The following is a 25,804-nucleotide window of genomic DNA, read 5'->3' on the forward strand; positions in this document are numbered from 1 at the left end:
CCCTTTCCCGGTTCTGGGTTCAGTCTCTCTAAAGCTCCAGCCCCTCTTGCACCACCGCCAGCAGGTTGTGCTCGGTCAACGCAACCGCATCCAGTTGCTGTCCGGCCTGCTCAATCGCCTGCAGCCACCAATGCGTCTCGCCATGCTCGTCCACCGTGCGCAGCAGCGCGAGTTCTTTACCTCTCGAGTGGATCTCGACGCGCCCCGCGCCATCTTCGGTGAAGCGCGCAACAGGGTCGAAGGTGATGCTGTGGTCATTGCCTTCGATCAGCAACTGGTCGATCGCGTAATCGAAAGTCGCACCCTCTGAATCGCACTCGAAGACATGCGTGGGATTGCGCCGCAGGATCAGACCCACCTCAATCAGTGGCAGCAACCATGCCTCGATCTGCTCATACAGCCCATAAACTTGGCCGGGCCAGCTATCGATCACCTGATCCGCACTGGTATGCCGGGTTTGTTTCAACTTCGTCGCGAGCTCGTCTGCCTTACTCATTTCGATTCCCTGTCGTGATGTACGAGTAATCGTAGCTCCTTCAACGCCATCCAGGCTTTGCCCTGCGTCATGTCGGCGACACAAGCGTGACAAATCATTTCTACTCAACAGTCAATTGCCCAAGATCGCCAACTCCCCCCGCAAAAACTCCACCAAATCCCGCTGCAACCCCGTCAACGCTCCCTCCCGACTGATCAACGCCAACTCCGTCGGCGGCAACTCCGGCAGATCAGTGCACACGCTGTGCTCAGGCAGCACCGCCGACGCCGGCAGTACGGAAACCCCCAACCCTGAAGCCACCGCCGCCTGAATCCCGGTCAAACTGTGGCTACCAAACGCAACCCGCCAGGGACGCTGCGCCACGTCCAGCAAGCGGATCGCCCGCTGCCGGTAAATGCATCCCTGCGGAAACAACGCCAATGGCAACACGCCGTTGGCCGAGTCCACCCCCGCACCTTTGACCCAAACCAGCACTTCCGGCCACGCCGCCCAGCTCGGTCCGCTGTCCGGTTCGCGTTTGACCAGGGCGATGTCGATCTCGCCTGATGCGAGTTTCTGCTTCAGATCAGTGCTCATGCCGCTGACGGTTTCCAGCCGGGCTTGCGGGCGCGCGCGATTGAAGCCGGCAAGGATCAGCGCCATGCGTCGCGCATCGAAGTCCTCCGGCACGCCGATGCGCAGGATTTCCAGATCGAGATCGCTGGCCAGCGCTTCAACCGCTTCAGAGGACAGGGCCAACAGGCGCCGGGCATAGTGAATCAGCAGTTCGCCATGTTCGGTGAGGTTGATGTTCTGGCCAGTCCGGTCGCGCAGCAGCAGGGGATGACCGACCAACTCTTCCAGCTTGCGAACCTGCTGGCTCACGGTGGATTGGGTTCGATGCACGCGCTCGGCGGCGCGGGTGAAGCTGCCTTCATCGACCACACAGACGAAGGTCTTGAGCAATTCAAGATCGAGCATGGCGGTCTCCTTGATATTTAATTTTCAACTGACGAGTCGATATTAATTTAATTTCACACTATCACCACGGGCTCGTAATCTGAAGATCACCCTTCAGAGGATGTAAACATGACGCTCAAAAACACCTCCCGCCCCGAATGGCTGACCTTCGATTGCTACGGCACGTTGATCCAATGGGATGAAGGCCTCAAGGCCGTGGTCGCCGAGATCTTGCGCGACAGGGGCGATCACACCGTTGAAGCCGATCGCCTGATCGAGGTCTACGACCGGCATGAACACCGGCTGGAGCAGATTCCGCCGCATCGTTCGTTTCGCCAACTGAGCACGCTCGGGTTGCATCTCGCGCTGGAGGAGTTGGGGCTGGCGAGCCTGCCCGAAGACAGTCAGCGGTTGGCCGGGGCGATTCCACGGATGCCGCCGTTCCCTGAAGTGATCGAGACACTCGCGAAACTCAAGGCGATGGGTTTCAAGCTGTGCATCGTCTCCAACACCGACGACGACATCATCGCCGGCAACGTCGCGCAGCTCGGTGGGCATATCGACCGGGTCATCACCGCGCAACAGGCAGGGGCTTACAAGCCGAATCCGCGGTTGTTTGACTACGCTCATGAGCAGCTCGGTGTCAGCCGTGATCAAGTGGTACACATCTGCGCCAGCCCGATGCTGGATCACACCGCCGCCCGGGACATGCACTTTCGCTGCGTGTGGATCGACCGCGGCACGGGTCGGCAATTGCTGCCGGACTACCAGCCCGATGCGATATTGAGCACGCTGGATCAGGTCGTGCCCTTGTTTACTTCTCTCGGCTGGTAAAAAACACGGAGACTTCGCCATGGCACACACCCTTGCAGGCAGTTCGCGTTCCGCGCGTTATGCCGATCTCAACCTGGATTCGCAAGCCGTCATCACCGTCCGTACGGAGTTGGCCGCGTGTTTTCAACTGGCCGCGTTGCATGGCCTGGAGGAGGGCATCTGCAACCATTTTTCGGCGATGGTGCCGGGTCGGGATGATCTGTTTTTTGTGAATCCCTACGGGTATGCGTTCGCCGAGGTGACGGCGCAGAATTTGCTGGTGTGCGACTTCCACGGCAATGTCGTGGACGGCGAAGGGCAGCCCGAGGCGACCGCGTTTTACATCCATGCCCGACTGCACAAACAGCTGCCGAGGGTGAAAGTGGCGTTTCACACCCACATGCCTCACGCCACGGCATTGTGTTTGCTGCAGGGGCCGCCGCTGTTGTGGTTGGGGCAGACGGCGCTGAAATTTTACGGCCGCACGGCGGTGGACGAGGACTACAACGGCCTGGCCCTCGATGAATCTGAAGGTGACCGGATTGCCAGTGTCATGGGCAGCGCCGACATCCTGTTTCTCAAGAATCACGGCGTCATCGTCGCCGGGCCGACCATCGCCCAAGCCTGGGATGATTTGTATTACCTGGAACGTGCCGCGCAAGTGCAGCTGATGGCAATGGCGACCCAGCGCGAACTCAAGCCGGTGCCCCATGACATTGCCCAACGGGCCTACGAGCAAATGCGCCTGGGCGATGCCGAAAGCGCGCGGGCGCATTTGTACAGTGCGATGAGGCGGCTATCCAAAGGACAATTGCCCCTCAACCCCCGCGTAGACTAAGCTCACAAAAAATAAGGGCTTTGGGCCTTCGCCCATGCCTTGCCCTTACAGGACGAGCTTTTGCCTATCCTCACTCAAGATCCGCACGAAAACCCGGGCGGCGCTTTGAAACGGTTATCTCTGCTCAAGGCAGCGGTGCTGTTTATTGCGACGGTGTGCCTCTGTCTCTGTGGTCTGCTTTACCTGCAGCTGGAGCAATCGCGCCGTCACGCCTTGGACGTCGCGCAAGTCTCGTCGTCGAACCTGGCGCGTGCCATGGCTCAGCAGGCCGAAGACACCTTCATGAAAGCCGACCTGGTGTTGACCAGTCTGGTGGACTGGATTCAGGCCGATGGCTACGGCGCGGCACAGAAACCTCGCTTGCAGAAAACCTTCGCCCGGCGGGTGCAGGCGCTGGATCAATTGCACGGAATATTTCTGTTCGACAAGCAAGGGCAGTGGGTCGTGACCTCGTTCGAGGATTTGAACCGCGGTCCAGGCGTGTCGGATCGGGAGTACTTCAAGTTCCACCAGCAGAACGTGTCCACCCTCGCGCACATCGGGCCGGCGCTTCGCAGTCGGGAGAATGGCGAGTGGATCATTCCGGTATCGAAACGGGTGAGCGACAAGAACGGCAATTTCCAGGGCGTGGTGTTGGCCGGAATCAAAATGGCCTACTTCGATCAGTTCTTCAAAAGCTTCAGCATCGATGACAACGGCTCTATGTTTTTGGCGTTGACCGACGGAACGTTGCTGGCGCGAAGGCCGTTTGTGGAATCGCTGATCGGCACGTCCCTGGCCAAGGGCGAAATCTTTCAGAAATACTTGCCCAGCGCGCCCGCCGGCAACGCGATGATCAGCTCGGTGGTCGATGGGGTTGTGCGTTTGTACGGCTACCGTCAGCTCGACGCCTATCCGTTGGTGGTCTCGGCAGCATCGTCCAGGGATTCGATTCTCAAGGAATGGTACGAGACAGCGTTTCAATCCAGCGTCATCGTTGCCCTTGTGGTGTTGGGTGTGGGCCTGTTCGGTTGGGTGTTCGTTCGCCAGGTGCGCGTCGGCGTGCAGGTCGAGGCTGATTTGCGCAGGGCAAAAGAAGCACTGAAGCTGATCGCGACGCACGACAGCCTGACAGGCCTGGCCAATCGCCGGCTGTTCGAGCAGGCGCTGGACATCGAGTTTGGCCGGGGCGCCCGGCAGTCGAGTTCGCTGGGCTTGATCATGCTCGATATCGATTATTTCAAACGCTACAACGATGCTTACGGCCACGTGGCGGGGGACCATTGCCTGGCGGAAGTGGCGCGTGCGGTCAAGGGTTGCTGCCACCGCAAAGCCGATCTGGCGGTGCGTTATGGCGGTGAGGAATTTGCGGTGTTGCTGCCCGACACCGACCTTCACGGCGCGCTGGTGATTGCCGAGCAGATCCGCCGCAGCGTCATGGACAAGAACATCACCCACAGCGGTTCACCCACGGGTTACGTGACCGTCAGCCTTGGCTGCTACGCATTTGTGCCGACCGGGCGTGACAGCATCGAAGTGTTCATCGAGCGAGCGGATGCGGCGTTGTATCAGGCCAAGCATTCGGGTCGAAACCGTGCGGCGGTGTTGTCGATGGAGGGCGGCGTGGAGGCGCTGATGCGCTCCGACCGTTAAGGCATTTCGTGCAGTTGTTTCAGGCCTGCAACAGTCACTCGTCCGTCCGTCCGTCTGTCTTTCTGTCAGTTCCGTCTGTTTTGATCGTCTAGAGTTCCGGTAGCTCTGTCGAACCCGGCAGATCTCCCCACAGCACGGACGATCGCCAAAATGTTGATACCTCAAGCATTGACAGCCGTTGCTCTAACCCTTGCAGCCTGCGCTGTCTTTCCGCTGGTCAGCAAGGCTCAATCGAACGTCACGCCGCAAGAAGCCAATGCCTTTGTGACTGTGCCGCAGTACCCCTCCGAAGATTTCAAAGCCGTGGTGCAGTCGAACGTCGACACGTTGTATTCCATCGCCTGGCTCGATTTGACCAAGGGGCCGCTGGTGATTACCGCGCCGGACACTGCCGGGCGTTTTTATGTGTTGCCAATGCTCGACATATGGAGCGATGTGTTCGCCACTCCGGGCGGGTATGCGACGGGTACACAGGCCAGTGAGTTTGTGGTGACGCCACCGGGATGGACCGGGCCGGTGCCGGCTGGGCTGAATCATTTGCCGGCGCCCACGCCCTTCGTCTGGGTCGTCGGTCGCACTGACGTCGGCGGGGCGGTGGACTATGCGACGGTGAACAGGATTCAGGCGGGCTACACCGTGACGCCGTTGTCGCAGATCGGCAAAAGAGCCGAGCCGGTTGCTATCCATGCTCGTGTGGTCACGGCGGGTCGGTGAGCGCTGACACCTCGGGCGTTAGCCATTACGTCAAGCACACTCGATAGAAAGCAGCCGACGATCTCCATCATTGGTTGCTTCTGCGTGTCCAGCTGCCGGTCCCGCCTCCTGCACCGCCGGTCCCACCGCCAGCAGCGCCCGTGCCACCGCCCGCACCCGAGCCGCTGTTCCCGGCGTTGCCACCATTGCCCTCTCTCGATGAGCCATATCCGCCTTTGCCACGGTCGGAGGTGTATCGGCCCGAAGACGGGTCCGGATAATTGTTGGGCGCCATGATCGAGCCGCCGCCAGGCCTGGATCTGGTCTCGGTCGCGTCGGCGTTATCGCCGGAGGCTGCGTAAGTGGCCCCTGTTGTCGCGGTCAGCAAACCGATTAGCAACAGGGTGGTGAGTTTGATGTTCATCAGTGCACGTCTCCAAAGCTGAGTCGTTACCTGCTGATGGTGTGACGGAGAGAGCGGTGGGTGTTGGCGGGATGACGAATGGTCGATGTATGTTGTGCCGATCACAGACAGTGTGTGCAACTTCCGTCACATGTAGGAGTGAGCCTGCTCGTGATGGCGGTGTGTCAGGCGACATCAGTGTTGACTGATCCGCCGCCTTCGCGAGCAAGCCCGCTCCCACAGTAAATAGAGTTGTCAGCGAAGGCTGTATTCAGTCAGTTTTTTCTCAAGCTTTTCCCGCACCAGCGGCCACTCCTCGTCGATGATGCTGAACCGCACCGAGTTGCGCTTGCGTCCGTCCGGCATGATCCGTTCGTGGCGCACGATGCCTTCCTGTTGCGCGCCGAGCCGCAAGATCGCGTTGCGCGACTTCTGGTTGTTTTCATCGGTGGTGAATTGCACCCGTACGCAGTCCAGCACGTCGAAGGCGTAACGCAACATCAGGTATTTGGCCTCGGTGTTGACGAACGTTTTCTGCCAGCGCGCAGAGATCCAGCTGCTGCCGATTTCGAGCTTGCGGTTGAGGCGGTCGATTTTCCAGAAGCGTGTCGAACCAATGACCTCGCCGGTGTCCTTGAGCACGATCACGAAGGGCAGGACCGTTCCCGCATCGCGACCGTCGAGGGCTTTTTTCAAGTAGCTGTCGACGGTGGTCGGGGAGGGGACGACGGTGACCGTCAGGTTCCACAACTCGCCATCCCGCGCGGCGTTGACCAGCGCATCGGCATCGCTGGTTTGCAGGGCGCGCAGGGTGATTCGTTGACCTTCCAGAGTGTCCATGAGCGAGGTGTTCTCGGCATAAAAAGGTTCGCGGGTGATGCGCGCCATTACAGGGTAGCGGCTGTCGATTGGCAATAGTCGTGGCGCGATGACGGACCATGGCTGCTATGGTCAATGGACGCTTGCCTGTCATGCACCCGATCAGGCATTCGATTACAGGATCCCATGCATGGAATTGACCGCCACGACCACCGCTGCCCCCGGGCGCCATACGCCGATCACACGGAACCTGGTCTGGTCCGTCGGGTTGGTATTTGTACTGGGGGTGCTGATCGCCCTCGTTGCGTTGTTCAACATTGCCGGCCGGCTCGATGCCCAGGACCTGGCAAAGACCACGTTCTACACCCAGCGCGCGCTGGAAAACCGCATCAGTGCTTCGAAAAACTACGTCGCCAGTTATGCAACCTGGACGACCGCCTACGACCGTCTCAACGGTGAAGTCGATGTGCAGTGGGCTTATGTCGAGCAGAACATGGGTAAAACCTTGTACACCATGGACCACTACGACAGTGTGTTGGTGGTCGATCACCAGCGAACCAAATACGCCACGGTGCGTGGCCTTCAGGTGCAGGATGATGCGGCGGCCCGTCTTTCGATATCGATGGCTGCATTGATCAAGGAGGTTCAGGGGCAAGAAAGCCTGCTCGTCCCCGTCAGCCGCTTCACGCTGTTTGAGGGCCAGCCCGCACTACTGACGGCTGCGGCGATCGTGCCGAATGACGAAAGACCTGCGGTCGATCCCCAAAGCACCTCGGTGCTGGTGTTCGTCGATCAATTGAGTCCGGAAAAGCTTAGCGCCCTGAGTGCCGATTACGGTTTGCATGACTTGAGCCTCGCGCCTGACACCGCCCTCGCCCTCGGTCAGCCCGCGGTTGCACTCCCAGGCACCGGTTATAGCCTGGTCTCGCGGCTCCAACAGCCTGGCCATCAGCTGCTTTGGTCACTGCTGCCGCCACTGGGCGGCGCGCTGTTGATTCTGGCGTTGTTGACGGCTTACTTCTTTCGTTATGTGTTGCGCGCGTCGGGGCATGTGGATGCCAGTTACATCAAGCTGGATTTGTCGAACCAGGCACTGGAGGCCAGTGAAGAGCGTTTTCGTGCCGTGGCTGAGGCCGCTTCCGACTGGATCTGGGAAATCGACGACAAGCATCGCATCACGTATCTGTCAGGGCGCTTCGGCGCCGTTACCGGTTTTTCCGATCAGCAATGGCTGGGGCAGGATATCGAGCAGTTGTTGTATTGCGACACCACGCCGTTGTCACTGTGGCTGAACAGGCTCAACGAAGAACACAACGTCAGCCACCTGCGTTGTTCCTATCGCGATCAATCCGGGCAGCAACGTGTTTGCCGGGTTTCGGCACGACCGATCCATAGCAAAGGCGCGGTGCTGGGTTACCGCGGCACGGCCAGTGACATCACCGATGAAGTTGCCGCCCATGCGCAGATCCAGCATCTGTCGTTGCACGACGCGCTGACCGGCCTGCCCAATCGCAACAAGCTGGCGCGTTACCTCGAAGAGGCTTTGGTGCTGAAAGAGCATTCGGCGCCGCTGACGTTGTTGATGATTGATCTGGACAACTTCAAGCCGATCAATGATTCCCTCGGCCACCCGGCCGGCGATGCGGTATTGCTGGAGGTGGCCACCCGGTTGCGTGAGTGCACTCGGGACATCGATCTGGTCGCGCGACTGGGCGGCGACGAGTTTGTGCTGGTGCTCAATGGCATGGACATCCACACGGAAATCGACCGGATTTGCGAACGTATCCTCGAAAGCCTGCACCAGCCGATCCACTATGACCATCACACATTGCACATCGGCGCGAGCATCGGCATCGCCTTGAGCCGGCGTCAGGGGCATATGCCGGAGGAACTGATCCGGTGTGCCGACATCGCGCTGTATCAGGCCAAATCCGACGGCAAGAAGACCTGGCGCTATTTTGCGCCGCACATGAACGATCAGATCCAGCATCGCCGCAAACTGGAAAACGACCTGCGCCTGGCGATCAAGAACAACGAGTTTGTCATGCACTATCAGCCGCGCTATCACGTTGATGGCAAGCAGATCGTTTCGGTCGAAGCGTTGCTGCGCTGGCAGCATCCGGTGCAGGGATTGCTAAGCCCCGACTCGTTTATTCCGTTGGCCGAGCAGACCGACCTGATCGTGCCATTGGGGCGTTGGGTTTTACGTGAAGCTTGCGAGACGGCACTGACCTGGCCAGGTGAGCTGATGGTGTCGGTCAACCTGTCGCCTGTGCAGTTCGTGCGCAGTGACGTGGTGGAGGATGTCAGGGAAGCGTTGATCCACACCCGTTTGCCGGCCAGTCGACTGGAGCTGGAGATCACCGAAAACGTGATGCTAAACGACGTCGACGGGGCTCTCGCGACCATGAATGCATTGAAGGAGCTGGGTGTGCGGCTGAACATGGACGACTTCGGCACCGGTTATTCTTCACTGGGTTACCTGCGCACGTATCCGTTCGACGGGATCAAGATCGACAAGCGTTTCATCTCGTCCATGAGCAGCGCCGGTAACGACCGCGCGGTGGTGCAGGCGATCATCAACCTGGGCAAGGCCATGGGCCTGACCGTGACCGCAGAAGGCGTCGAGACACTGGAGCAACTGGACTTCCTGATCTCTGACGAGTGCCATGAAGTGCAGGGTTTCTACCTCAGCCGGCCTATGGAAAATCAGGCGCTGTTGCCGTTGCTCAAGGCATCGCATGACGAGCATCCGGTGTAATGGGGGGACCTTTAGTCGCCTGTTTCGTTTGTCGTGGCAACTGCCATCACGCACCTCGGTCACAACTGGATACCGTCCATCCGTTGCGAGCCTCGGTCCATGAAAAATCTGAAAATCGCCACCTTCAACGTCAACGGCATGCGTGCCCGGCTGCCGAATCTGCTGGCCTGGCTTGAGCGGGAAAAACCGGACATTGCCTGCTTGCAGGAGCTCAAGTCGGTCGACAGCGCATTCCCTGCCGCCGAGCTTGAAGCCGTTGGCTACGGCGCAATCTGGCAAGGTCAGTCGTCGTGGAACGGGGTGGCGATTCTGGCCCGTGATGCGCAACCGTTGGAGAGCCGGCGCGGTCTGCCAGGTGACGATACCGACACCCATAGCCGCTACCTGGAAGCCGCGGTACACGGGATTCTGGTGGGCTGCCTGTATTTGCCCAACGGCAATCCGCAACCCGGGCCGAAGTTCGACTACAAACTGGCATGGTTCGAGCGGCTGATCGCCTATGTCAAGGACCTCCAAAGCAGCGAGCACCCGGTGGTGCTGGCGGGCGACTACAACGTGGTGCCCACCGACCTGGACATCTACAACCCGCGCTCCTGGCTCAAGGACGCCTTGCTGCAACCGGAAAGTCGCGAGTGTTACCAGCGCTTGCTGGAGCAGGGCTGGACCGATTCCCTGCGTCATTTGTACCCGGAGGATCGGCTCTACACCTTCTGGGATTATTTCAGGCAGCACTGGCAGAAAAACTCGGGGTTGCGCATCGATCATCTGTTGCTCAACCCGGCGTTGAGTCCCTATTTGCATGAGGCCGGGGTCGATGCCTGGGTTCGCAACGAACCGCACGCCAGCGATCACGCGCCGACGTGGATTCGCTTGAGTTCGCGCAAACGGTGTTGATGTTCAGAGGGTGGGCGATTGGCTAAATCAATTGTCAGTCGGACCGCTTTATCCCTTATACATGGCGCCCATCGGCGGAGAGATCCGCGGCCCCATGCATAAGGACCGAGCAATGAGCGAGCCACGCCTGACGAACCCTGCGTTATACCTGCAACGCCTGGGTTTCGACGCGCCCCCGGCGCCGACCCTGGACACCCTGCGCCAACTTCAGGTACGCCACACCGGGGCTTTTCCGTTCGAAAACCTCACCACGCTGTCCGGCGAGCCGGTACTCGTCGACCTGCCATCCATCGAACAGAAAATTCTGCACGAGGGGCGTGGTGGTTATTGCTACGAACTCAACTACGCGTTTCTGGCGTTGCTTCAGGCGTTGGGCTTCGATGCACGCGGCATCACCGGCCGAGTTGTCATGGGCCAGCCCGAAGGCGCATGGACTGCCCGCACGCACCGCCTGAGCCTGGTGACTCTGGACGGCGTGCGCTACATCACCGACGTCGGTTTCGGCGGCATGGTGCCCACCGCACCGCTCATGCTCGACACCGATGCTGCACAGCTCACGCCCCACGAACCGTATCGGATCGAACGCCATGAGGACGGCTACACGCTGCGCGCCAACGTAAGCGGCGAGTGGCGGCCGATGTACATCTTCGACCTGCAACGCCAGGAAGACATCGATTACGCTGTCGGCAACTGGTACGTCTCGACCAATCCCGAGTCGTCGTTTGCCAAACAACTGATGGTCGCGCGTACCGGGGACGGCTGGAGGCGTACGTTGAACAACGGCAGTTTTGCGATTCATCGGGTGGGTGCCGACAGCGAACGGCGGCAGGTGACGGATGTGGAGGAATTGATTGGGTTGCTGCAGGGGGAGTTCGGGATTCGGGTGCCGGAGCATGCGGGGTTGAAGCGGGTACTTGGGCGGTTGATTCAAGCAACATAGCCGTGGCGTCGAAAGGGCAGAGTCAATACACCTGCCCTTCGTGCGCCCTCGGGCCTTGCTTGGGTGTGAACCTGGACACACTCAAGGCTCAATCACACGATGGATTTCACTCAACACCTCTGACAGCTTTTTCTCCAGGCTCTTCAGTTCAGAAGCTGTCACGCCTTCTTTGAAATGTCCGGCATTCGCAACTGCGGCGTACTGATCGTGCCCGGCAGTTTTTTCTCTGTTGCTGAGCAACGTCTGGCGCAAGGTGTTGTTGATCACCGTCTGGTAGCCATACCCCTCGCTCTCAGCCAAGGCGCGTGCCGCTTCGATGACGACATCATCGAGCATGATGGTAATTCGGGTTTTACCCTTGCTGGAGGCAACCGCTCCACGTTTGGCATTGCTGAAGTCGTATTCGTCTTTCATCGGTCAATCCTCCATATAGCGGCGACGCTCGTTTTTGTTAGCGATGCGCGCGGAAATGATTCGAACGAAATTCGGATCGCGATAGGTGTACGCAACGACCAGTAAAAGAGCCTTGGCATCCATCCCCATGATGATCCACCGCTGCTCATCATGATGGTCGTCCTGAATCGTCAGTGCTCGTTCGTCATAAAACACAGCTTCTGTTTCGGCGAGGCTAATGCCTTGGTGCTTTAGTTTGTTGGCCGCGTTTTTTGCCTTGTGATACTGAATTTCGAATGACTTCATTATGCATACTTTATATGTATAAGCGAGAGGCGTCCGTGCCGGCGGTCGCTTGGAATGCAAAAGACTAGCGGGCAGGGGAGAAGGCGAACGCCGGATGTATTTCAAGATTTTTTGGAGGGGGAAACCGCGCAGCCAAAGGGCAGCATGGACACATGTCCATAATCTGACTGGTGAGTTGTATACAACTCTATAGACATTTGTCCTGAGTCTTGCATACAGTGTGCGCATAACAAAAAACCAGGGAACCCCCCAACCATGAAAACGCCCCATGTTTCACACCAACGGCCTGAGGACGAAAACCTCGGGGTCGGCGCGAATATGGCTTACGGCCTGCAACATGTTCTGACCATGTACGGCGGCATCGTCGCGGTGCCTTTGATCATCGGCCAGGCGGCTGGTCTCTCGCCGGCGGACATCGGTTTGTTGATTGCTGCTTCATTGTTTGCGGGGGGCTTGGCGACATTACTGCAAACCCTCGGTTTACCGTTTTTCGGGTGTCAGTTGCCGCTGGTACAGGGCGTGTCGTTCTCGGGTGTTGCGACGATGGTGGCGATCGTCAGCAGCGGCGGGGAGGGCGGCTTTCAGTCGATTCTCGGGGCGGTGATTGCCGCGTCGTTGATCGGTTTGCTGATCACGCCGGTGTTCTCGCGAATTACCAAGTTCTTCCCGCCGCTGGTGACGGGCATTGTGATCACCACCATCGGCCTGACGCTGATGCCAGTAGCCGCACGCTGGGCCATGGGCGGCAATAGCCATGCCCCGGACTTCGGCAGCATGGCGAACATCGGTCTGGCGGCGGTGACGCTGGTGCTGGTCCTGCTGTTGAGCAAGATCGGCAGCGCGACCATCTCCCGGTTGTCGATCCTGCTGGCAATGGTCATCGGCACGATCATCGCGGTGTTCCTCGGCATGGCGGACTTTTCGTCGGTCACGCAAGGCCCGATGTTCGGCTTCCCGACGCCGTTCCACTTCGGCATGCCGACGTTCCACTTCGCCGCGATCCTGTCGATGTGCATCGTGGTCATGGTGACCCTGGTGGAAACCTCGGCGGACATCCTCGCCGTCGGTGAAATCATCGACACCAAGGTTGACTCCAAACGCCTGGGCAATGGCCTGCGCGCCGACATGCTGTCGAGCATGATCGCGCCGATCTTCGGCTCCTTCACCCAAAGCGCCTTCGCCCAGAACGTCGGGCTGGTGGCCGTGACCGGCATCAAGAGTCGTTTCGTGGTCGCCACCGGCGGCTTGTTCCTGGTGATACTCGGTCTACTGCCGTTCATGGGCCGGGTCATCGCCGCAGTACCGACCTCGGTACTGGGTGGCGCTGGTATCGTGCTGTTCGGCACCGTGGCGGCCAGTGGCATTCGCACGTTGTCCAAGGTTGATTACCGCAACAACGTCAACCTGATCATCGTTGCCACCTCCATCGGCTTCGGCATGATCCCGATCGCCGCGCCGAACTTCTACGATCACTTCCCAAGCTGGTTCGCGACCATCTTCCACTCGGGCATCAGTTCCTCGGCGATCATGGCCATCGTGCTCAACCTGACCTTCAACCACATCACCGCCGGCAACTCGGATCAGCAATCGGTGTTTGCGGCCGGTACTGAGCGGGTGCTGCGTTACCAGGACCTGGCGGCGTTGCGTGAAGGGGATTACTTCAGCGAAGGCAAACTGCGTGACTGCGACGGCAAGGAAGTGCCGGTGGTTGAAGTGGACGCGGATCACGGTCACGGCGCACCGAAAGTGCTGAGTAAAAGCAGCGAGCATGTCTGATTGCTTTGAGGCGTGAAAAAGGGCCGATCTGGGGACAGATCGGCCCTTTTTCATTGGGCGACGATTTGCCATCGCCCACAAAAAAGCCCCTGAGTCGTTAACTGCGGCTAACGAATGGACCGGTGACGAGGATCTCAGTCGACCGCATTGAATCTTCGGTTAAATGCCACCACGTCAGCGTGGGAAGGATTACTGGCGAAGAGTTCAGGCAAGCGCGCATTAAACTCCTCTCGTTTCGGCGCTGCGGCTCCTTTTACTGCTGCGGCCAGCGCCGGACGCATTTGAGCCGCGGTGTAATCGCAGCAGTACGCGGGAGTGCATGGCTGTTGCCGCCATGAATCCTCAAGGTTTGCGCTGTCCACCGGATCGAAGCCAACGTCATCAACGAGCTGCATCACGAGCGTTTTTTGATTGGCATCGTCGCCAGCGACGGCGACGCCCAGACGGCCTTCTGTCCCTTTCGGCTGACCAAGATTCTCCAGCGAGTAAGCCAGGAGATTATTGAATGCCTTGATGACTGGTCGGCCAATCTGCTCGCTGACCCAGACGCTTTCCGTTTGACCCGATTCCAATGCGGGAATCCGCTCGTCTCTCAGGCCAGGGTAGTAGTTGCTGGTGTCGACCACTGGAACCGAGGAGGGTAGTTCGGATAGCAGGTCTTCTGGAAGCGTTGCCATTGCAGGCAGAGGGATGGCAAGTATCACAGCATTGGCGCCCGCTATTGCGCCTTTGAGGTCTTCAGGGGTGACGCCGGCCTCTCTTGCAAAGCTGCTCACGGCAGCTTTGCCGCGGGAGTTGGCCACGCAGACTTGATGGCCAGCAGCGGCGAGCCGACGAGCAAGGTTTCCGCCAATAGATCCGATTCCAACGATAGCGATTTTCATGGTTCGTCCAGAGATTCAAAGTTCGGCTACGGTATTATCGATGCTGCAAAATTCGCAAGAACCAACGTTTTTGTCTGTAACCCACCCAAAGGTAAGTAATGATGGATCGTGAGTGGGAATGTGAGAACCCAATACGGCGGCAGGCATGGTCCGCTGCCATAAACGCCACGCTTCGCGTGCTGGAGGGGAAGTGGAAGATCGTCATCATCAATGAGTTGATGGCCGCCAAGGGCCAGCCGCTTCGGTTCTCCGAACTGGAGAAACTGATTCCTGACGTCACGCAGAAGATGCTGATCCAACAGTTAAAGGGGCTGCAACAAGACGACATCGTTTATCGAACCGTTTATCCAGAAGTGCCTCCACGGGTGGAGTACGCCCTGACAGAACTCGGTCATGCACTTGCCCCGACGATGACTGCGCTCATCGACTGGGCCGAACTTCGGCACTTGCACCATGAAGAGCGTGCCAAAACCGATGCCCCATAGTGCCTCTCAGGCACGCCGTGCCCCTCAGTGGAGGGGGGGGCACGGATGCCTGCGAAAGGGTCGATCGTTGACTAAATTACAATTCGGTCACAAGTTGTCAACCACCTTTGGGATGAGTAAGCTGCTCGCATGAATCAGCCATCAGTTTCTTCGCCCAGCGCCCGAGGCCCAGTCGATCACGACATTCGAGACCAGATTGTCGCGGCGGCCAACGAGCATTTCAGTCAGTACGGTTACGGCAAAACAACAGTTTCTGACCTAGCCAAGGCCATCGGTTTTTCCAAGGCATACATCTACAAGTTCTTTGAATCCAAGCAGGCGATTGGTAACGCAATTTGTACAAATTGCCTGACTGAAATCGTTGCGGCAGTGGAGCAGGCCATCAACGTAGACGGCATCTCGCCGACTGAGCGTTTTCGTCGATTGGTCAAAACCTTAATCGCTACAGGTGTGAGCCTGTTCTTTAACGACCGTAAACTCTATGACATCGCAGCGTTCTCCGCGTCGGAGCGCTGGCCCAGCTCGCAAGTCTATGACGCTCAGATCAAGAACTTCGTGTTGCAAATCGTGCGTGAGGGGCGAGAACTCGGCGAGTTTGAACGCAAGACACCGTTGGACGAGACAGTAGAAGCGATTCATCTCGCTCTGCGACCCTTCATCAATCCTCTGCTATTGCAGTACAACCTCGATGTTGTTGAAGAAGCCCCTTCTCTCATCTCCAATCTTGTTCTGCGCAGCCTGATGCCCTAAACCTCTGCTGACGGATGCGATGCGCATCCGTATCAGCGTGTGCGCCTGAAAAACCAGATATCAAGCCTCTCTGCTTTGCTCCTGATCAAGTGGGCGATGTTCATTCGTCTCGGTAGTGACTATTGACATAATTGGTCACTTGAATAAGCATGGCGCATCCGCTACCGAGAGGTCTTTATGATCCAGTGCCACCGCCTGTCACTCATTTTCATTGTCTTGTTGCCGTTTGCCTTGGTGGCCTGCAACGAGGCCGTGCCTGCCGATCCTCGTCTTCAAGTGCCCTTGGTGCGCATCGGCGTGGTTCAACCCTCCACGCCTGCTGCACGGGTATTCACAGGTATCGTCGCGGCTCGAGTTCAGAGTGATCTCGGTTTTCGGGTGCCAGGGAAAGTCCTGGAGCGCTTGGTGGACTCTGGGCAGAGTGTCAAACGGGGGCAGCCACTCATGCGCATCGATGCCAACGACCTGACGCTGACCGCGAGGGCGCAGCAGGAAGCGGTGCTGGCCGCTACGGCCCGATCCCGGCAGGCCTCCGATGATGAGCGTCGCTACCGTGATTTGGTGTCCGTCGGAGCGGTATCTGCTTCAGCATACGCAGGGTTCAAAGCGGCTGCCGACTCGGCGAAAGCCCAACTCAACGCTGCTCAAGCCCAGGCTGATGTGGCGAAAAACGCGACCGGTTACTCGACGTTATTGGCTGATGCTGATGGGGTTGTGGTGGACACCTTGGCTGAGCCGGGGCAGGTGATTGGCGCAGGTCAGGTGGTGGTGCGTGTTGCCCACTCAGGGCAGCGCGAGGCGGTGATCCAGTTGCCCGAGACGTTACGCCCTGCTTTGGGATCTTCGGGGACGGTTGAGCTATACGGTCAGCACCAGACTGCAGGTAAAGCGCGTTTACGCCAGTTGTCCGACTCTGCCGACCGACAGACCCGAACGTTTGAAGCGCGTTATGTGCTGGAGGGGGCGCTCTCCAACGCCACCCTGGGTTCGACGATCTCAGTGGTTATCGCTGACACGGATGTTGCTGACGCCAAGGAAGTACAGGTGCCCATGGGGGCCCTCTACGACGCGGGTAAAGGCCCGGGTGTCTGGGTGGTTGAGGGAGAACCGCAGCATGTGGTATGGCGCCCGATCAAGGTTCTCAGCCTGAATAACGAGGCCAGCGTGCGCGTGGCGGGTGATCTCCAGGTGGGTGATCGTGTCGTCGCATTGGGTGCGCACTTATTGAATGAGGGAGAGAAGGTCAGGACTGAACTTGCCGGTGCCACGCAAAAAACGGTGGTTGAGGTGAGTCGATGAGCGGCTTCAATCTTTCGGCGCTGGCGGTACGCGAGCGCTCAATCACCCTGTTTTTGATCCTGCTGATTTCTGTGGGTGGGTTGTACGCCTTCTTCAAACTGGGGCGTGCGGAAGACCCCGCATTCACCATTAAACAAATGACGGTGGTCACCGCCTGGCCAGGGGCGACGGCCCAGGAGATCCAGGACCAGGTGGTAGAAAAGCTGGAAAAACGCATGCAGGAACTGCGTTGGTACGACCGGACCGAGACCTTTACCCGGCCCGGCTTGGCATTCACCACGGTTTATCTGCTCGATAGCACGCCGCCCTCAGCTGTCCAGGAGGAGTTTTACCAGGCGCGCAAGAAAATCCTGGATGAGCAGAAGGGATTGCCGTCTGGGGTGATCGGCCCGATGGTCAATGATGAGTATTCCGATGTCACCTTCGCGCTCTATGCGCTCAAGGCCAAGGGCGAGCCGCAACGACTGTTGGTGCGCGAAGCCGAGAGTTTGCGCCAGCGTCTGCTGCATGTGGCGGGTGTGAAGAAGGTCAACATCATCGGTGAACAGGCCGAGCGCATTTTTGTCGAGCTGTCCTACGAGCGTCTGGCGACACTGGGCATTTCCGCTCGAGACATCTTCAGTGCGTTGAACACGCAGAACATGATAACGCCGGCTGGCTCAGTTGAAGCGAAGGGCCCACAGGTGTTCATCCGTCTGGATGGCGCGTTTGATGACCTGCAGAAGATTCGCAATACCCCACTGACGGTGCAGGGCAGAACCCTGAAGTTGTCGGATGTGGCTGAGGTCAAGCGCGGTTATGAGGACCCTGCGACGTTCCTGGTACGCAACAATGGTGAGCCCGCATTGTTGCTCGGCGTGGTCATGCGCGATGGCTGGAACGGTCTGGATTTGGGGAAGTCGCTGGACGCTGAGGCAACAGCGATCAATGAGCAGATGCCTTTGGGCATGAGCCTGACCAAGGTCACGGATCAGGCAGTGAATATCGGCGCATCCGTCAACGAGTTCATGGTGAAGTTTTTTGCTGCCCTGGGCGTGGTGCTGCTGGTGTGTTTTCTCAGCATGGGCTGGCGTGTCGGCGTTGTGGTTGCCGCGGCGGTACCGCTGACCCTGGCCGCCGTGTTCATTGTCATGGCGGCCACGGGCAAGGACTTCGATCGAATTACTCTGGGGTCGTTGATTCTGGCGCTGGGACTGCTGGTGGACGATGCAATCATTGCCATTGAAATGATGGTGGTGAAGATGGAGGAGGGCTACGACCGAATCAAGGCCTCCGCTTATGCCTGGAGCCACACGGCCGCGCCGATGTTGTCGGGGACGTTGGTGACGGCGATCGGCTTTATGCCCAACGGTTTTGCCAAGTCGACCGCCGGTGAGTACACCGCGAACATGTTCTGGATCGTTGGCATCGCGCTGATCACTTCCTGGGTGGTGGCCGTGGTGTTCACCCCTTACCTGGGCGTCAAACTGCTGCCGCAGATCAAGGTGCCTGAAGGCGGGCATACCGCGATTTACGGTACTCCGAACTACCAGCGCTTCAGGCGCCTGCTGGGCGGTGTAATCCGCAGTAAAGGCCTGGTGGCTGCATCTGTGATGGGCTTGTTTTTTGTTGCGATTCTGGGCATGGGCGTGGTCAAGAAGCAGTTCTTTCCAGCGTCCGACCGACCGGAGGTGCTGGTTGAGGTGCAGATGCCTCACGGCACCTCTATCGAACAGACTGATGTGGCCGCGGCCAAGGTCGAGGCGTGGTTGGCTCAGCAGTCGGAAGCCAAGATCGTCACCGCTTACATTGGCCAGGGCGCGCCGCGCTTCTATTTGGCGATGGCCCCTGAGCTACCCGATCCATCCTTCGCAAAAATCGTCGTCCTGACCGCGAGTCAGCAAGAGCGCGAGGCGCTCAAGCTCCGCCTCAGGCAAGCCGCAGCCGATGGCTTGGCGCCTGAAGCCAGGGTGCGGGTGACGCAGTTGGTATTTGGTCCTTATTCGCCGTATCCGGTGGCCTTTCGGGTGATGGGCGCCGACCCCGCGGTGTTGCGGGATATCGCCGCGCAGGTGCGTGAGGTCATGACCGCCAGCCCCATGATGAGGACCGTCAACACCGACTTGGGTGAGCGTGCGCCGGCACTTCATCTCACGCTGGATCAGGATCGCCTGCAAGCATTCGGCTTGACCTCGACCGATGTCGCGCAACAGCTGCAATTCCTGCTCACGGGGGTGCCTGTCACCGAGGTGCGTGAGGACATTCGTTCGGTTCAGGTGGTCGCTCGCTCGGCGGGAGAGACGCGTCTGGATCCGTCGAAAATTGCCGCCTTCACGCTGACCGGCGCCCAAGGGCAGCGCGTGTCGCTGTCCCAGGTAGGGACGGTGGATGTGCGCATGGAAGAGCCCATTCTGCGACGTCGTGATCGTACGCCGACGATAACTGTGCGCGGTGACGTGGCTGAAGGTCTTCAACCTCCCGATGTCTCCAACGCCTTGATAACGCAGTTGCAGCCCATCATCGAAAAACTGCCGGCGGGCTACCGGATTGAGTTTGCCGGCTCGATCGAGGAGTCGGGTAAAGCGAACAAGGCATTGCTGCCGTTGTTCCCGATCATGATCGCGCTGATGTTGCTGACCATCATTATTCAGGTGCGCTCGATGTCGGCAATGATGATGGTGTTCGCCACCGCGCCTTTGGGCCTGATTGGTGTGGTGCCAATTCTCCTGCTGTTCCAGCAGCCGTTCGGGATCAACGCCTTGGTGGGACTGATTGCCTTGTCAGGGATTCTGATGCGCAACACGCTGATCCTCATCGGCCAGATTCACTCCAATGAGCAAGCCGGCCTGTCACCTTACGACGCCGTGGTCGAAGCCACTGTGCAGCGTGCGAGGCCCGTGATTCTCACGGCGTTGGCGGCGATGCTGGCGTTCATTCCGCTGACCCATTCGGTGTTCTGGGGAACGTTGGCCTACACCTTGATTGGCGGTACGTTTGCCGGCACCGTGCTGACCCTGATGTTCCTGCCAGCAATGTACGCCCTCTGGTTCAAGATCAAGCCTGAGCCCGCGCATGAGCTTGCAGCGAACACTCATGTTGCTTGATACCTGAGTGCAGTTGTACCCGAATCTGACGGCCGTGAACCAGAACGCACGATTCAATAGTGCAGTCGCCAATGCAGCAGCCCCTCGCAGGCGAGTCAGCACAAACCTGCTTGCACCGTCATCGTGCCGCCACCTCGTCAAACTGCAACCGAGCCGCTTCGACCTCGGGCAATTTGACGAGCGTCCATTTGTGCAATTCGCGAAACGGCTGCTGCAAGGTTCGGCCAAGCGGTGTGATCTCATATTGCACCGCCACGGGCGAAAACGAGATGACCTGTCGCGAGACCAGACCATTGCGCTCTAGCCGCCGGAGGCACTGTGTGAGTGCCTTCTGTGTCACCCCCTCCAATCGACGCCTGACGGCGTTAAAGCGCTGTGGTCCGTCATCGAGCACGGCCAGAACCATCATGGACCACTTGTCTGCGATTTGATCAAACAGCACCCGGCTAGGGCAGTCCGACGAGAAGCATTGCGGCTGTAATTCGAGCACTGGGGTTTCCTCTGATATACCTAGGCTACTTAAGGTGCCTAATTGACATTTAGTTTACAAAATATACTTATATGCCCTCCAAACGCAATGGAGTCCATATCAATGTCAAACCCTGATACCAACATTTTGTTCCGTCCCTTTTCCATCCGATCGCTAGAATTGAAAAACCGGATCGTCATGGCTCCGATGACGCGGCTCTTCGCACCTGAAGGCATACCGGGTGAAGCGAACGCTGCCTATTACCAACGTCGAGCGGAGGGGCGTGTTGGGCTGATCCTTTCGGAAGGGACCGTCATTGATCGCCCTGCGTCACGTAACGATTCCGGCATCCCTTTTTTCCACGGCGAAGCGGCGCTGGCCGGGTGGAAGAACGTGATCGATGCGGTCCACAACGCTGGCGGCCGCATGGCACCGCAGATCTGGCACACGGGTGCCGCGCGTTACATCAACGGCTGGGAGCCTGACGCGTCAGTGGAAAGCCCATCTGGCCTCGATTCGCCAGGTGACCTGCGCGGCGTTGCGATGAGCGAGGAGGACATTGCAGACACGGTCGCAGCATTCGCCAAGGCTGCAGCAGATGCCAAACACCTGGGCTTCGATACCGTCGAGATCCATGGCGCCCATGGCTATTTGATCGACCAGTTCTTCTGGTCCGGTACCAATCAGCGCACCGACCGTTACGGCGGACCGACGATCAAGGAACGCTCGCGCTTCGCCAGCGAGATCGTCACTGCTGTTCGTCAGGCGGTCGGCCCTGAATTCCCGATCATCATGCGCGTCAGCCAGTGGAAGCAGCAGGACTTCGAGGTCCGCGTCGCTGAAACGCCGGCGGTGATGGAAGACTGGCTGCTGCCGCTGGTTGAGGCGGGTGTCGACGTCTTGCACTGCTCGCAGCGCCGCTTCTGGGAACCTGAATTCCCCGAGATTGACGGCGAAAACGGTCTGAACTGCGCGGGCTGGGCGAAGAAAGTGACGGGGGCCGCGACCATCAGCGTTGGTTCGGTTGGCCTGGATAACGACGTGACGAATGCTTTCGCCGGCAAGGGGTCAGCTCCTGCGAGCCTGGACCACCTCGTCGAGCGCATGGAGCGCGAAGAGTTTGATCTGATCGCTGTTGGTCGCGTCCTGCTCAGTGACCATGATTGGGTAAAAAAGGTCGAAAATGGCGACTATGCAGATTTGAACGGATTCAACCCCGCATCTTTAGGCGAATTGGTTTAAGACCATAGGCTCGTTGCATTACGCGTTTCAGGCAGCGGCCCCTCGCCAGTTAGTGGGCCGCTCGACTGCAGTCGTCATGAGCAACTTAGCAAGGCGTGATTGGACTTAGTTAGAAACTTTGCACTGAAAATTATAGGAGAGAGTTGTGCGGCGAAGTTGGCAGCGATGATGTGTGAGCGGTAGTTTTAATCTATGTTTCGCGGATCAGTCTTCGTCCGGACTGTCTATGTTTCAGCCGCCTTTTTTCTACGTTTAATTCCCAATGCCGAATCGCATTCTGATTACAGATGTGTATTGATTTTTGGGAGCAGTGCCCTCGCATTTGGAGAGTGCTTGCCATGAATAACAACGCTATACGGTTTGCATGTAACGGTTGCGGAATTTGCTGCAAAGGACGTCTTATTCCTCTAACCCTTAACGAAGCAAGGGAATGGCTTAATCGGGGCGGTGATGTAGCCGTAATACTCGAAGCTTTTGACGAGTCAGTTTGGCCTCAGGTGGAGCATTACACCCACAGTGTGCAACGTGCGGTGGCGGTCGTTAGCGGAGAAGCGCGGATACAGGTGATTGCGGTCCTGGCGGGCAATGCGCTGACGCAGTGTCCAAGCCTCGGTGAAGACAACCGCTGCGGTATCTATGAAGAGCGGCCGCTGGTATGTCGAATCTTTCCGATGGAAATCAATCCGTTTATAGCGATGCATCCAAAAAATAAGGTTTGCCCGCCGGAAGTTTGGGAGGTCGGGGAAGTCTTGTGCTCTGACCGGATAGTCGATCCGATTCTAAAGGACCAGGTTCAACGTTCCCGACAAACTGACCGGGACGATGCCCAAGCCAAAATTGCAGTGTGCGCGGCTATGGGGCTGAATGTTGCTTCTTGGAAAGGTGACGCACTGGCCGTTTACTTGCCTGATCGCGCACGATTACAGCAAGCAATCAACCTCGTTGATTCCGGTGTCAGCGTTCCGGCAAACCTACCCTGGAAAGTACGGGTCGACAAGGCCGAGCTGCACGACCAACTACAGCGGGCAGGTGTTGAACTGGATCTTCGAATGCAGACTGACTACATCTTTCATGGTCTATAGATTTTGGGCAGCTCGTACTTCATCTATACCCATCGATGGCCACCAGCTCGCCCGCGATGAGACCTACCGTGCGGCAAAACTGGACGAAGGCGCGACAGGTCGCGATAAAGGCAGCTTTGTTGTTTTTACGGAAGTCGGCGATGGTCTTGAAGTCGGGTTTGAACCGGTTGATCAACGACATCACTTCGATACTGCGCTGGCACTCGGCTTCGAGCCGCCGGGATGAGCGAATCCGCTGGAAATAACCATAGAGGAACAGCTTGAGCTGATCGGCGGGATCGTAAGAGGGGCGCCCGGTACCTTTTGGTAAGGCTTTATCGAAACCCAGGCGCACAAGATCAAGCTTCGCGACGTAGGTGTCGATCACACGAACGAGGTGATCCTCGGGGATCAACTCTTCCAGCGAGACCGGGAACAGGCAGGTCTGGCTGCGGGACTCTCCTTGGATGTAGGCCATAACGAAAAATGCTCCGTATCTTTCGATACGGAGCATTTTCTTGGATCCCCGCGCAGATTGCTAGGTTTTCACACAGTCTGAGAAGGCGGGTTTTTCAGGGGTTTCAGAGATTTTGGAAGCCTTCTCTGGAACCTTGTATGGCTCCACGACCTGGACTCGAACCAGGGACCCAGTGATTAACAGTCACTTGCTCTACCAACTGAGCTATCGCGGAATAGCGCGTATGTTACTGATTCAAAAAGAGAAGTCAAGCGTCTGTTAACAACGTGACGGATTCATCGAGACGGACGGTGGTTTATCGGCCATGGGCGGTTACCAGAATCGCCTCAGAGGTCTACCATGGCCGCCCGGAAGTGGTTACACGCGCTGCCGGCCATTCGCCGAAAAGGTACGTGCCATGAATCACCCAATCCTCACCCTTCAAAACAACGGGGTGTTCGCATGAGCATCGCTCAGATCAGCCTGCCCAAAGGTGTCGGCCCGCACGCCGAGAAGCTGTTCGACGCAATCGCTCAGGCCAGCACCGCTGACGATTTGAACCGCGCGGGCGGCAAGGCTGAAGGCTTCGTCCTCGGTCTGGAAAGCGCAAAAGCGATCAAGAGTCAGGTCGCTGAATCGCTCTACGTCGCCTATGACGACGCCGCCAGTCAGCGTGCGTCCGAACTGGCTTAACCGCCGAACGTCACCGTGGCGAGCATCAGTTTGGCGTACAGCATCGTGGCGGCCAGTTGCACCAGCCACAGGGCCAGGCCGCCGAGAAATACGCCAGCAGCCACTTGCAGCACCAGGTTGTTACCGCGTTTGGCCGGGGCGCGGGGGGCGAAATCATTCAAGTCGTCCAAGTCATCGCGCTCAGCGCGCAGGTCATCGTTTTTCATGTGGGCTCTCTTCAGAATTCTCAGGTGTACACATAATCTGTAGGAGCGAGGCTTGCCCGCGAAGGCGTCCTCTCTGACGCTCAAAGCTTCGCGGGCAAGTCGGATCGCCGCCCGCTCGCTCCTTGTATGTTGACCCTGATTCCAACGAGAGAGGTTACGCTCAAGGACTCATACAACATCAAGTGTGTTTCTGGGGGAGGTCGATCGCTCCTAAAGGCAGGATTTACTCCTGACCTTGTCTGTAGAGAGGCCCCCCCGCCTCATTGCCCACCACGAAGAGTATCGAGAAGCCGACAAGTCGGACTTCGCATTACAAGGTTGCAGTGGCATGAAGTTCGAGGTCGGGGGAACCAGGAGCAATCTTACCGAAAGTCAGGGAAGTGAAAAGCATGAATACTCATGTCGGCATAGACATTGGTGCCCGCACATCTGCTATGGGATGGCGGCAGAACGGTAAAACATCAGGCCAGTGGGACATTCAGCACACACCCAAGGGGCGTAAGGCTGCCGTGACCAAGATGTTGGGCCTCAAACCGCTGAGCGTGGTCATGGAGGCCACCGGCATTTACTACCTGGACCTGGCGATAGAGTTGCATGCCGCCGGCTTACCGGTCTCGGTGATCAACCCCAAAAGCTTCCATAACTTTGCCAAGCTGATGCTGCAAAACAGCAAAACTGACCAGATTGATGCTCAGTTGCTGGCCGAGTATGGCGAACGTATGGCGCCTAGACTGTGGGTGCCACCTACTGCAGATCAACTGATGCTGCGTGCTATTGGTCGCCATATCAACCGGCTGATTGGCCATCGGACCCGAGCCAAGAATGAGTTGCACGCACTACAAGCGACGGAAACGAGTGTTGAGCTGCTGATCGAGGATGAAAAAGATGCGATTGCAGCGCTAGACACACGGATTGATCGTTTGAAGAAGGCCGCTCGCGAGGCCATCGCCAAATGCCCAGATCTGAGCTTGCAGTTTCGCTGCATGATGGCTGCACCCGGCGTGGGAGAGGCCTCGGCCATCGCAGCACTGGCTGAGTTGACGACACTTCCTGTGACGCTTAAATCGGCGCAGGTAAGCCGTTATGCAGGACTCGATGTAAGGTTGACCCAGTCAGGCACCAGCGTGAACCGGCCAGGCCGAATGTCCAAATGCGGCAACGCGTATTTACGTGCAGCGATGTTCATGCCGGCAATGACGGCAATTCGCTGTGATGAGAATGTGAAAGCCTTTTACGAGGCGCTGGTAGCCCGCGGCAAGAAGAAAATGCAGGCCATCGGAGCAGTGATGCGCAAATACCTGACCGGGTTATGGGCATGCATGCGTTCTGGAGAAGAATTTAATACGGCCAAGCTTTTTAGCGAAAAACATCTCGCGAAAGCTTGACCGTGAACAGAGTATCTACAGGTGCATCGTTGTGTGGAGTTTAGAGGGCGCCGATAGCGCTTTGACACTTATCTGCGACAAATAAAA

General features: G+C 58.1%; 25 protein-coding genes, 1 tRNA gene and 1 pseudogene. 16 read left to right on the top strand and 11 right to left on the bottom strand.

Annotated elements, in window-relative coordinates:
* Positions 1-28 precede the first annotated feature (28 nt).
* Together ACYZTY_RS08730 and ACYZTY_RS08735 are read right to left on the bottom strand one after the other, a co-directional pair.
* Positions 29-496 carry a hypothetical protein gene (locus ACYZTY_RS08730; RefSeq protein ID WP_461958116.1) on the bottom strand — a complete coding sequence of 156 codons (468 nt, stop codon included), beginning with the start codon at positions 494-496 and terminating at the stop codon, positions 29-31.
* A gap of 111 nt (positions 497-607) precedes the next feature.
* A complete protein-coding gene (locus tag ACYZTY_RS08735; protein WP_461958117.1) occupies positions 608-1,456 on the bottom strand; it encodes a LysR substrate-binding domain-containing protein in 849 nt (282 codons plus the stop codon).
* Between the two features lie 108 nt (positions 1,457-1,564).
* Between ACYZTY_RS08735 and ACYZTY_RS08740 the strand changes: the two genes are divergently transcribed.
* The 4 genes from ACYZTY_RS08740 to ACYZTY_RS08755 all read left to right on the top strand — a co-directional run bounded on the left by ACYZTY_RS08740 (position 1,565) and on the right by ACYZTY_RS08755 (position 5,432).
* Entirely contained in the window at positions 1,565-2,269 is a 705-nt protein-coding gene (locus tag ACYZTY_RS08740; protein ID WP_461958118.1) for a haloacid dehalogenase type II, read from the top strand.
* A 19-nt stretch (positions 2,270-2,288) separates the two neighbouring features.
* Complete coding sequence (locus ACYZTY_RS08745; protein WP_461958119.1) at positions 2,289-3,086, top strand: aldolase; 798 nt, start codon at positions 2,289-2,291, stop codon at positions 3,084-3,086.
* 60 nt (positions 3,087-3,146) lie between these two features.
* Positions 3,147-4,718 (top strand): sensor domain-containing diguanylate cyclase, encoded by a 1,572-nt coding sequence (locus ACYZTY_RS08750; RefSeq protein WP_461958120.1) that lies wholly within the window; start codon positions 3,147-3,149, stop codon positions 4,716-4,718.
* Positions 4,719-4,868: 150 nt separating this feature from the next.
* A complete protein-coding gene (locus ACYZTY_RS08755; protein WP_461958121.1) occupies positions 4,869-5,432 on the top strand; it encodes a DUF1254 domain-containing protein in 564 nt (187 codons plus the stop codon).
* A 67-nt stretch (positions 5,433-5,499) separates the two neighbouring features.
* Here ACYZTY_RS08755 and ACYZTY_RS08760 read toward each other — a convergent pair whose 3' ends face one another.
* Complete coding sequence (locus ACYZTY_RS08760) at positions 5,500-5,838, bottom strand: hypothetical protein (RefSeq protein WP_461959280.1); 339 nt, start codon at positions 5,836-5,838, stop codon at positions 5,500-5,502.
* 231 nt (positions 5,839-6,069) lie between these two features.
* Positions 6,070-6,654 carry a GNAT family N-acetyltransferase gene (locus ACYZTY_RS08765; RefSeq protein ID WP_461959281.1) on the bottom strand — a complete coding sequence of 195 codons (585 nt, stop codon included), beginning with the start codon at positions 6,652-6,654 and terminating at the stop codon, positions 6,070-6,072.
* A gap of 169 nt (positions 6,655-6,823) precedes the next feature.
* Here ACYZTY_RS08765 and ACYZTY_RS08770 point away from each other — a divergent pair, with 169 nt between their 5' ends.
* From ACYZTY_RS08770 to ACYZTY_RS08780, 3 genes are all read left to right on the top strand, one after another.
* A complete protein-coding gene (locus tag ACYZTY_RS08770; RefSeq protein ID WP_461958122.1) occupies positions 6,824-9,394 on the top strand; it encodes a bifunctional diguanylate cyclase/phosphodiesterase in 2,571 nt (856 codons plus the stop codon).
* 99 nt (positions 9,395-9,493) lie between these two features.
* The gene (locus ACYZTY_RS08775) at positions 9,494-10,288 is read left to right on the top strand and encodes an exodeoxyribonuclease III (protein WP_461958123.1); all 795 of its coding nucleotides are present in this window, start codon (positions 9,494-9,496) and stop codon (positions 10,286-10,288) included.
* 112 nt (positions 10,289-10,400) lie between these two features.
* Positions 10,401-11,228 carry an arylamine N-acetyltransferase family protein gene (locus tag ACYZTY_RS08780; RefSeq protein WP_461958124.1) on the top strand — a complete coding sequence of 276 codons (828 nt, stop codon included), beginning with the start codon at positions 10,401-10,403 and terminating at the stop codon, positions 11,226-11,228.
* 81 nt (positions 11,229-11,309) lie between these two features.
* Here ACYZTY_RS08780 and ACYZTY_RS08785 read toward each other — a convergent pair whose 3' ends face one another.
* Together ACYZTY_RS08785 and ACYZTY_RS08790 are read right to left on the bottom strand one after the other, a co-directional pair.
* Positions 11,310-11,642: a BrnA antitoxin family protein gene (locus ACYZTY_RS08785; RefSeq protein ID WP_461958125.1), complete on the bottom strand. Its 333-nt coding sequence runs from the start codon at positions 11,640-11,642 to the stop codon at positions 11,310-11,312.
* Positions 11,643-11,645: 3 nt separating this feature from the next.
* The gene (locus ACYZTY_RS08790) at positions 11,646-11,927 is read right to left on the bottom strand and encodes a BrnT family toxin (protein ID WP_461958126.1); all 282 of its coding nucleotides are present in this window, start codon (positions 11,925-11,927) and stop codon (positions 11,646-11,648) included.
* Between the two features lie 255 nt (positions 11,928-12,182).
* Here ACYZTY_RS08790 and ACYZTY_RS08795 point away from each other — a divergent pair, with 255 nt between their 5' ends.
* The gene (locus ACYZTY_RS08795) at positions 12,183-13,703 is read left to right on the top strand and encodes a nucleobase:cation symporter-2 family protein (protein WP_461958127.1); all 1,521 of its coding nucleotides are present in this window, start codon (positions 12,183-12,185) and stop codon (positions 13,701-13,703) included.
* 134 nt (positions 13,704-13,837) lie between these two features.
* On the opposite strand, the gene ACYZTY_RS08800 is transcribed toward ACYZTY_RS08795, so the two are convergent.
* Positions 13,838-14,587, bottom strand: coding sequence for an NADPH-dependent F420 reductase (locus ACYZTY_RS08800; protein WP_461958128.1), 750 nt, complete (start codon positions 14,585-14,587; stop codon positions 13,838-13,840).
* A 101-nt stretch (positions 14,588-14,688) separates the two neighbouring features.
* On the opposite strand from ACYZTY_RS08800, the gene ACYZTY_RS08805 reads away from it, so the two are divergent.
* The 4 genes from ACYZTY_RS08805 to ACYZTY_RS08820 all read left to right on the top strand — a co-directional run bounded on the left by ACYZTY_RS08805 (position 14,689) and on the right by ACYZTY_RS08820 (position 20,204).
* The gene (locus ACYZTY_RS08805; RefSeq protein ID WP_461959282.1) at positions 14,689-15,072 is read left to right on the top strand and encodes a winged helix-turn-helix transcriptional regulator; all 384 of its coding nucleotides are present in this window, start codon (positions 14,689-14,691) and stop codon (positions 15,070-15,072) included.
* Positions 15,073-15,201: 129 nt separating this feature from the next.
* Positions 15,202-15,822: a TetR/AcrR family transcriptional regulator gene (locus ACYZTY_RS08810; protein WP_461958129.1), complete on the top strand. Its 621-nt coding sequence runs from the start codon at positions 15,202-15,204 to the stop codon at positions 15,820-15,822.
* Between the two features lie 177 nt (positions 15,823-15,999).
* Positions 16,000-17,121, top strand: coding sequence for an efflux RND transporter periplasmic adaptor subunit (locus ACYZTY_RS08815; protein WP_461958130.1), 1,122 nt, complete (start codon positions 16,000-16,002; stop codon positions 17,119-17,121).
* On the top strand, positions 17,118-20,204 hold the full coding sequence (locus tag ACYZTY_RS08820) for an efflux RND transporter permease subunit (RefSeq protein WP_461958131.1): 3,087 nt from the start codon (positions 17,118-17,120) through the stop codon (positions 20,202-20,204). The genes ACYZTY_RS08815 and ACYZTY_RS08820 overlap by 4 nt, the downstream gene beginning before the upstream one ends.
* Before the next feature lie 118 nt (positions 20,205-20,322).
* Here the strand turns inward: ACYZTY_RS08820 and ACYZTY_RS08825 are convergent, their stop codons facing one another.
* Positions 20,323-20,694 (bottom strand): winged helix-turn-helix transcriptional regulator, encoded by a 372-nt coding sequence (locus ACYZTY_RS08825; RefSeq protein WP_461958132.1) that lies wholly within the window; start codon positions 20,692-20,694, stop codon positions 20,323-20,325.
* Positions 20,695-20,796: 102 nt separating this feature from the next.
* Between ACYZTY_RS08825 and ACYZTY_RS08830 the strand changes: the two genes are divergently transcribed.
* Positions 20,797-21,915 (top strand): NADH:flavin oxidoreductase, encoded by a 1,119-nt coding sequence (locus ACYZTY_RS08830; RefSeq protein WP_461958133.1) that lies wholly within the window; start codon positions 20,797-20,799, stop codon positions 21,913-21,915.
* A gap of 338 nt (positions 21,916-22,253) precedes the next feature.
* Positions 22,254-22,997, top strand: coding sequence for a YkgJ family cysteine cluster protein (locus tag ACYZTY_RS08835; protein WP_461958134.1), 744 nt, complete (start codon positions 22,254-22,256; stop codon positions 22,995-22,997).
* 28 nt (positions 22,998-23,025) lie between these two features.
* Here ACYZTY_RS08835 and ACYZTY_RS08840 read toward each other — a convergent pair.
* Both ACYZTY_RS08840 and ACYZTY_RS08845 read right to left on the bottom strand, forming a co-directional pair.
* Positions 23,026-23,454, bottom strand: a pseudogene (locus ACYZTY_RS08840) (transposase); the annotation flags it as partial.
* Positions 23,455-23,592: 138 nt separating this feature from the next.
* Positions 23,593-23,668, bottom strand: a tRNA-Asn gene (locus tag ACYZTY_RS08845).
* A gap of 227 nt (positions 23,669-23,895) precedes the next feature.
* Between ACYZTY_RS08845 and ACYZTY_RS08850 the strand changes: the two genes are divergently transcribed.
* Positions 23,896-24,126: a hypothetical protein gene (locus ACYZTY_RS08850; RefSeq protein WP_461958135.1), complete on the top strand. Its 231-nt coding sequence runs from the start codon at positions 23,896-23,898 to the stop codon at positions 24,124-24,126.
* Here the strand turns inward: ACYZTY_RS08850 and ACYZTY_RS08855 are convergent.
* Entirely contained in the window at positions 24,123-24,332 is a 210-nt protein-coding gene (locus ACYZTY_RS08855; protein WP_461958136.1) for a hypothetical protein, read from the bottom strand. The genes ACYZTY_RS08850 and ACYZTY_RS08855 overlap by 4 nt on opposite strands.
* Positions 24,333-24,721: 389 nt before the next feature.
* Here ACYZTY_RS08855 and ACYZTY_RS08860 point away from each other — a divergent pair, with 389 nt between their 5' ends.
* Positions 24,722-25,717 (top strand): IS110 family RNA-guided transposase, encoded by a 996-nt coding sequence (locus ACYZTY_RS08860; RefSeq protein ID WP_461954766.1) that lies wholly within the window; start codon positions 24,722-24,724, stop codon positions 25,715-25,717.
* Positions 25,718-25,804: the final 87 nt, after the last annotated feature.

This window comes from Pseudomonas sp. LB1P83, assembly GCF_054897885.1.

Bases quoted from the DNA above. Each gene is read 5' to 3' on its own strand.
- ACYZTY_RS08730 (WP_461958116.1), bottom strand. From the start codon at position 496: ATGAGTAAGGCAGACGAGCTCGCGACGAAGTTGAAACAAACCCGGCAT.
- ACYZTY_RS08735 (WP_461958117.1), bottom strand. From the start codon at position 1,456: ATGCTCGATCTTGAATTGCTCAAGACCTTCGTCTGTGTGGTCGATGAA.
- ACYZTY_RS08740 (WP_461958118.1), top strand. From the start codon at position 1,565: ATGACGCTCAAAAACACCTCCCGCCCCGAATGGCTGACCTTCGATTGC.
- ACYZTY_RS08745 (WP_461958119.1), top strand. From the start codon at position 2,289: ATGGCACACACCCTTGCAGGCAGTTCGCGTTCCGCGCGTTATGCCGAT.
- ACYZTY_RS08755 (WP_461958121.1), top strand. From the start codon at position 4,869: ATGTTGATACCTCAAGCATTGACAGCCGTTGCTCTAACCCTTGCAGCC.
- ACYZTY_RS08765 (WP_461959281.1), bottom strand. From the start codon at position 6,654: ATGGACACTCTGGAAGGTCAACGAATCACCCTGCGCGCCCTGCAAACC.
- ACYZTY_RS08770 (WP_461958122.1), top strand. From the start codon at position 6,824: ATGGAATTGACCGCCACGACCACCGCTGCCCCCGGGCGCCATACGCCG.
- ACYZTY_RS08775 (WP_461958123.1), top strand. From the start codon at position 9,494: ATGAAAAATCTGAAAATCGCCACCTTCAACGTCAACGGCATGCGTGCC.
- ACYZTY_RS08780 (WP_461958124.1), top strand. From the start codon at position 10,401: ATGAGCGAGCCACGCCTGACGAACCCTGCGTTATACCTGCAACGCCTG.
- ACYZTY_RS08785 (WP_461958125.1), bottom strand. From the start codon at position 11,642: ATGAAAGACGAATACGACTTCAGCAATGCCAAACGTGGAGCGGTTGCC.
- ACYZTY_RS08790 (WP_461958126.1), bottom strand. From the start codon at position 11,927: ATGAAGTCATTCGAAATTCAGTATCACAAGGCAAAAAACGCGGCCAAC.
- ACYZTY_RS08795 (WP_461958127.1), top strand. From the start codon at position 12,183: ATGAAAACGCCCCATGTTTCACACCAACGGCCTGAGGACGAAAACCTC.
- ACYZTY_RS08800 (WP_461958128.1), bottom strand. From the start codon at position 14,587: ATGAAAATCGCTATCGTTGGAATCGGATCTATTGGCGGAAACCTTGCT.
- ACYZTY_RS08805 (WP_461959282.1), top strand. From the start codon at position 14,689: ATGGATCGTGAGTGGGAATGTGAGAACCCAATACGGCGGCAGGCATGG.
- ACYZTY_RS08810 (WP_461958129.1), top strand. From the start codon at position 15,202: ATGAATCAGCCATCAGTTTCTTCGCCCAGCGCCCGAGGCCCAGTCGAT.
- ACYZTY_RS08815 (WP_461958130.1), top strand. From the start codon at position 16,000: ATGATCCAGTGCCACCGCCTGTCACTCATTTTCATTGTCTTGTTGCCG.
- ACYZTY_RS08820 (WP_461958131.1), top strand. From the start codon at position 17,118: ATGAGCGGCTTCAATCTTTCGGCGCTGGCGGTACGCGAGCGCTCAATC.
- ACYZTY_RS08830 (WP_461958133.1), top strand. From the start codon at position 20,797: ATGTCAAACCCTGATACCAACATTTTGTTCCGTCCCTTTTCCATCCGA.
- ACYZTY_RS08835 (WP_461958134.1), top strand. From the start codon at position 22,254: ATGAATAACAACGCTATACGGTTTGCATGTAACGGTTGCGGAATTTGC.
- ACYZTY_RS08850 (WP_461958135.1), top strand. From the start codon at position 23,896: ATGAGCATCGCTCAGATCAGCCTGCCCAAAGGTGTCGGCCCGCACGCC.
- ACYZTY_RS08855 (WP_461958136.1), bottom strand. From the start codon at position 24,332: ATGAAAAACGATGACCTGCGCGCTGAGCGCGATGACTTGGACGACTTG.
- ACYZTY_RS08860 (WP_461954766.1), top strand. From the start codon at position 24,722: ATGAATACTCATGTCGGCATAGACATTGGTGCCCGCACATCTGCTATG.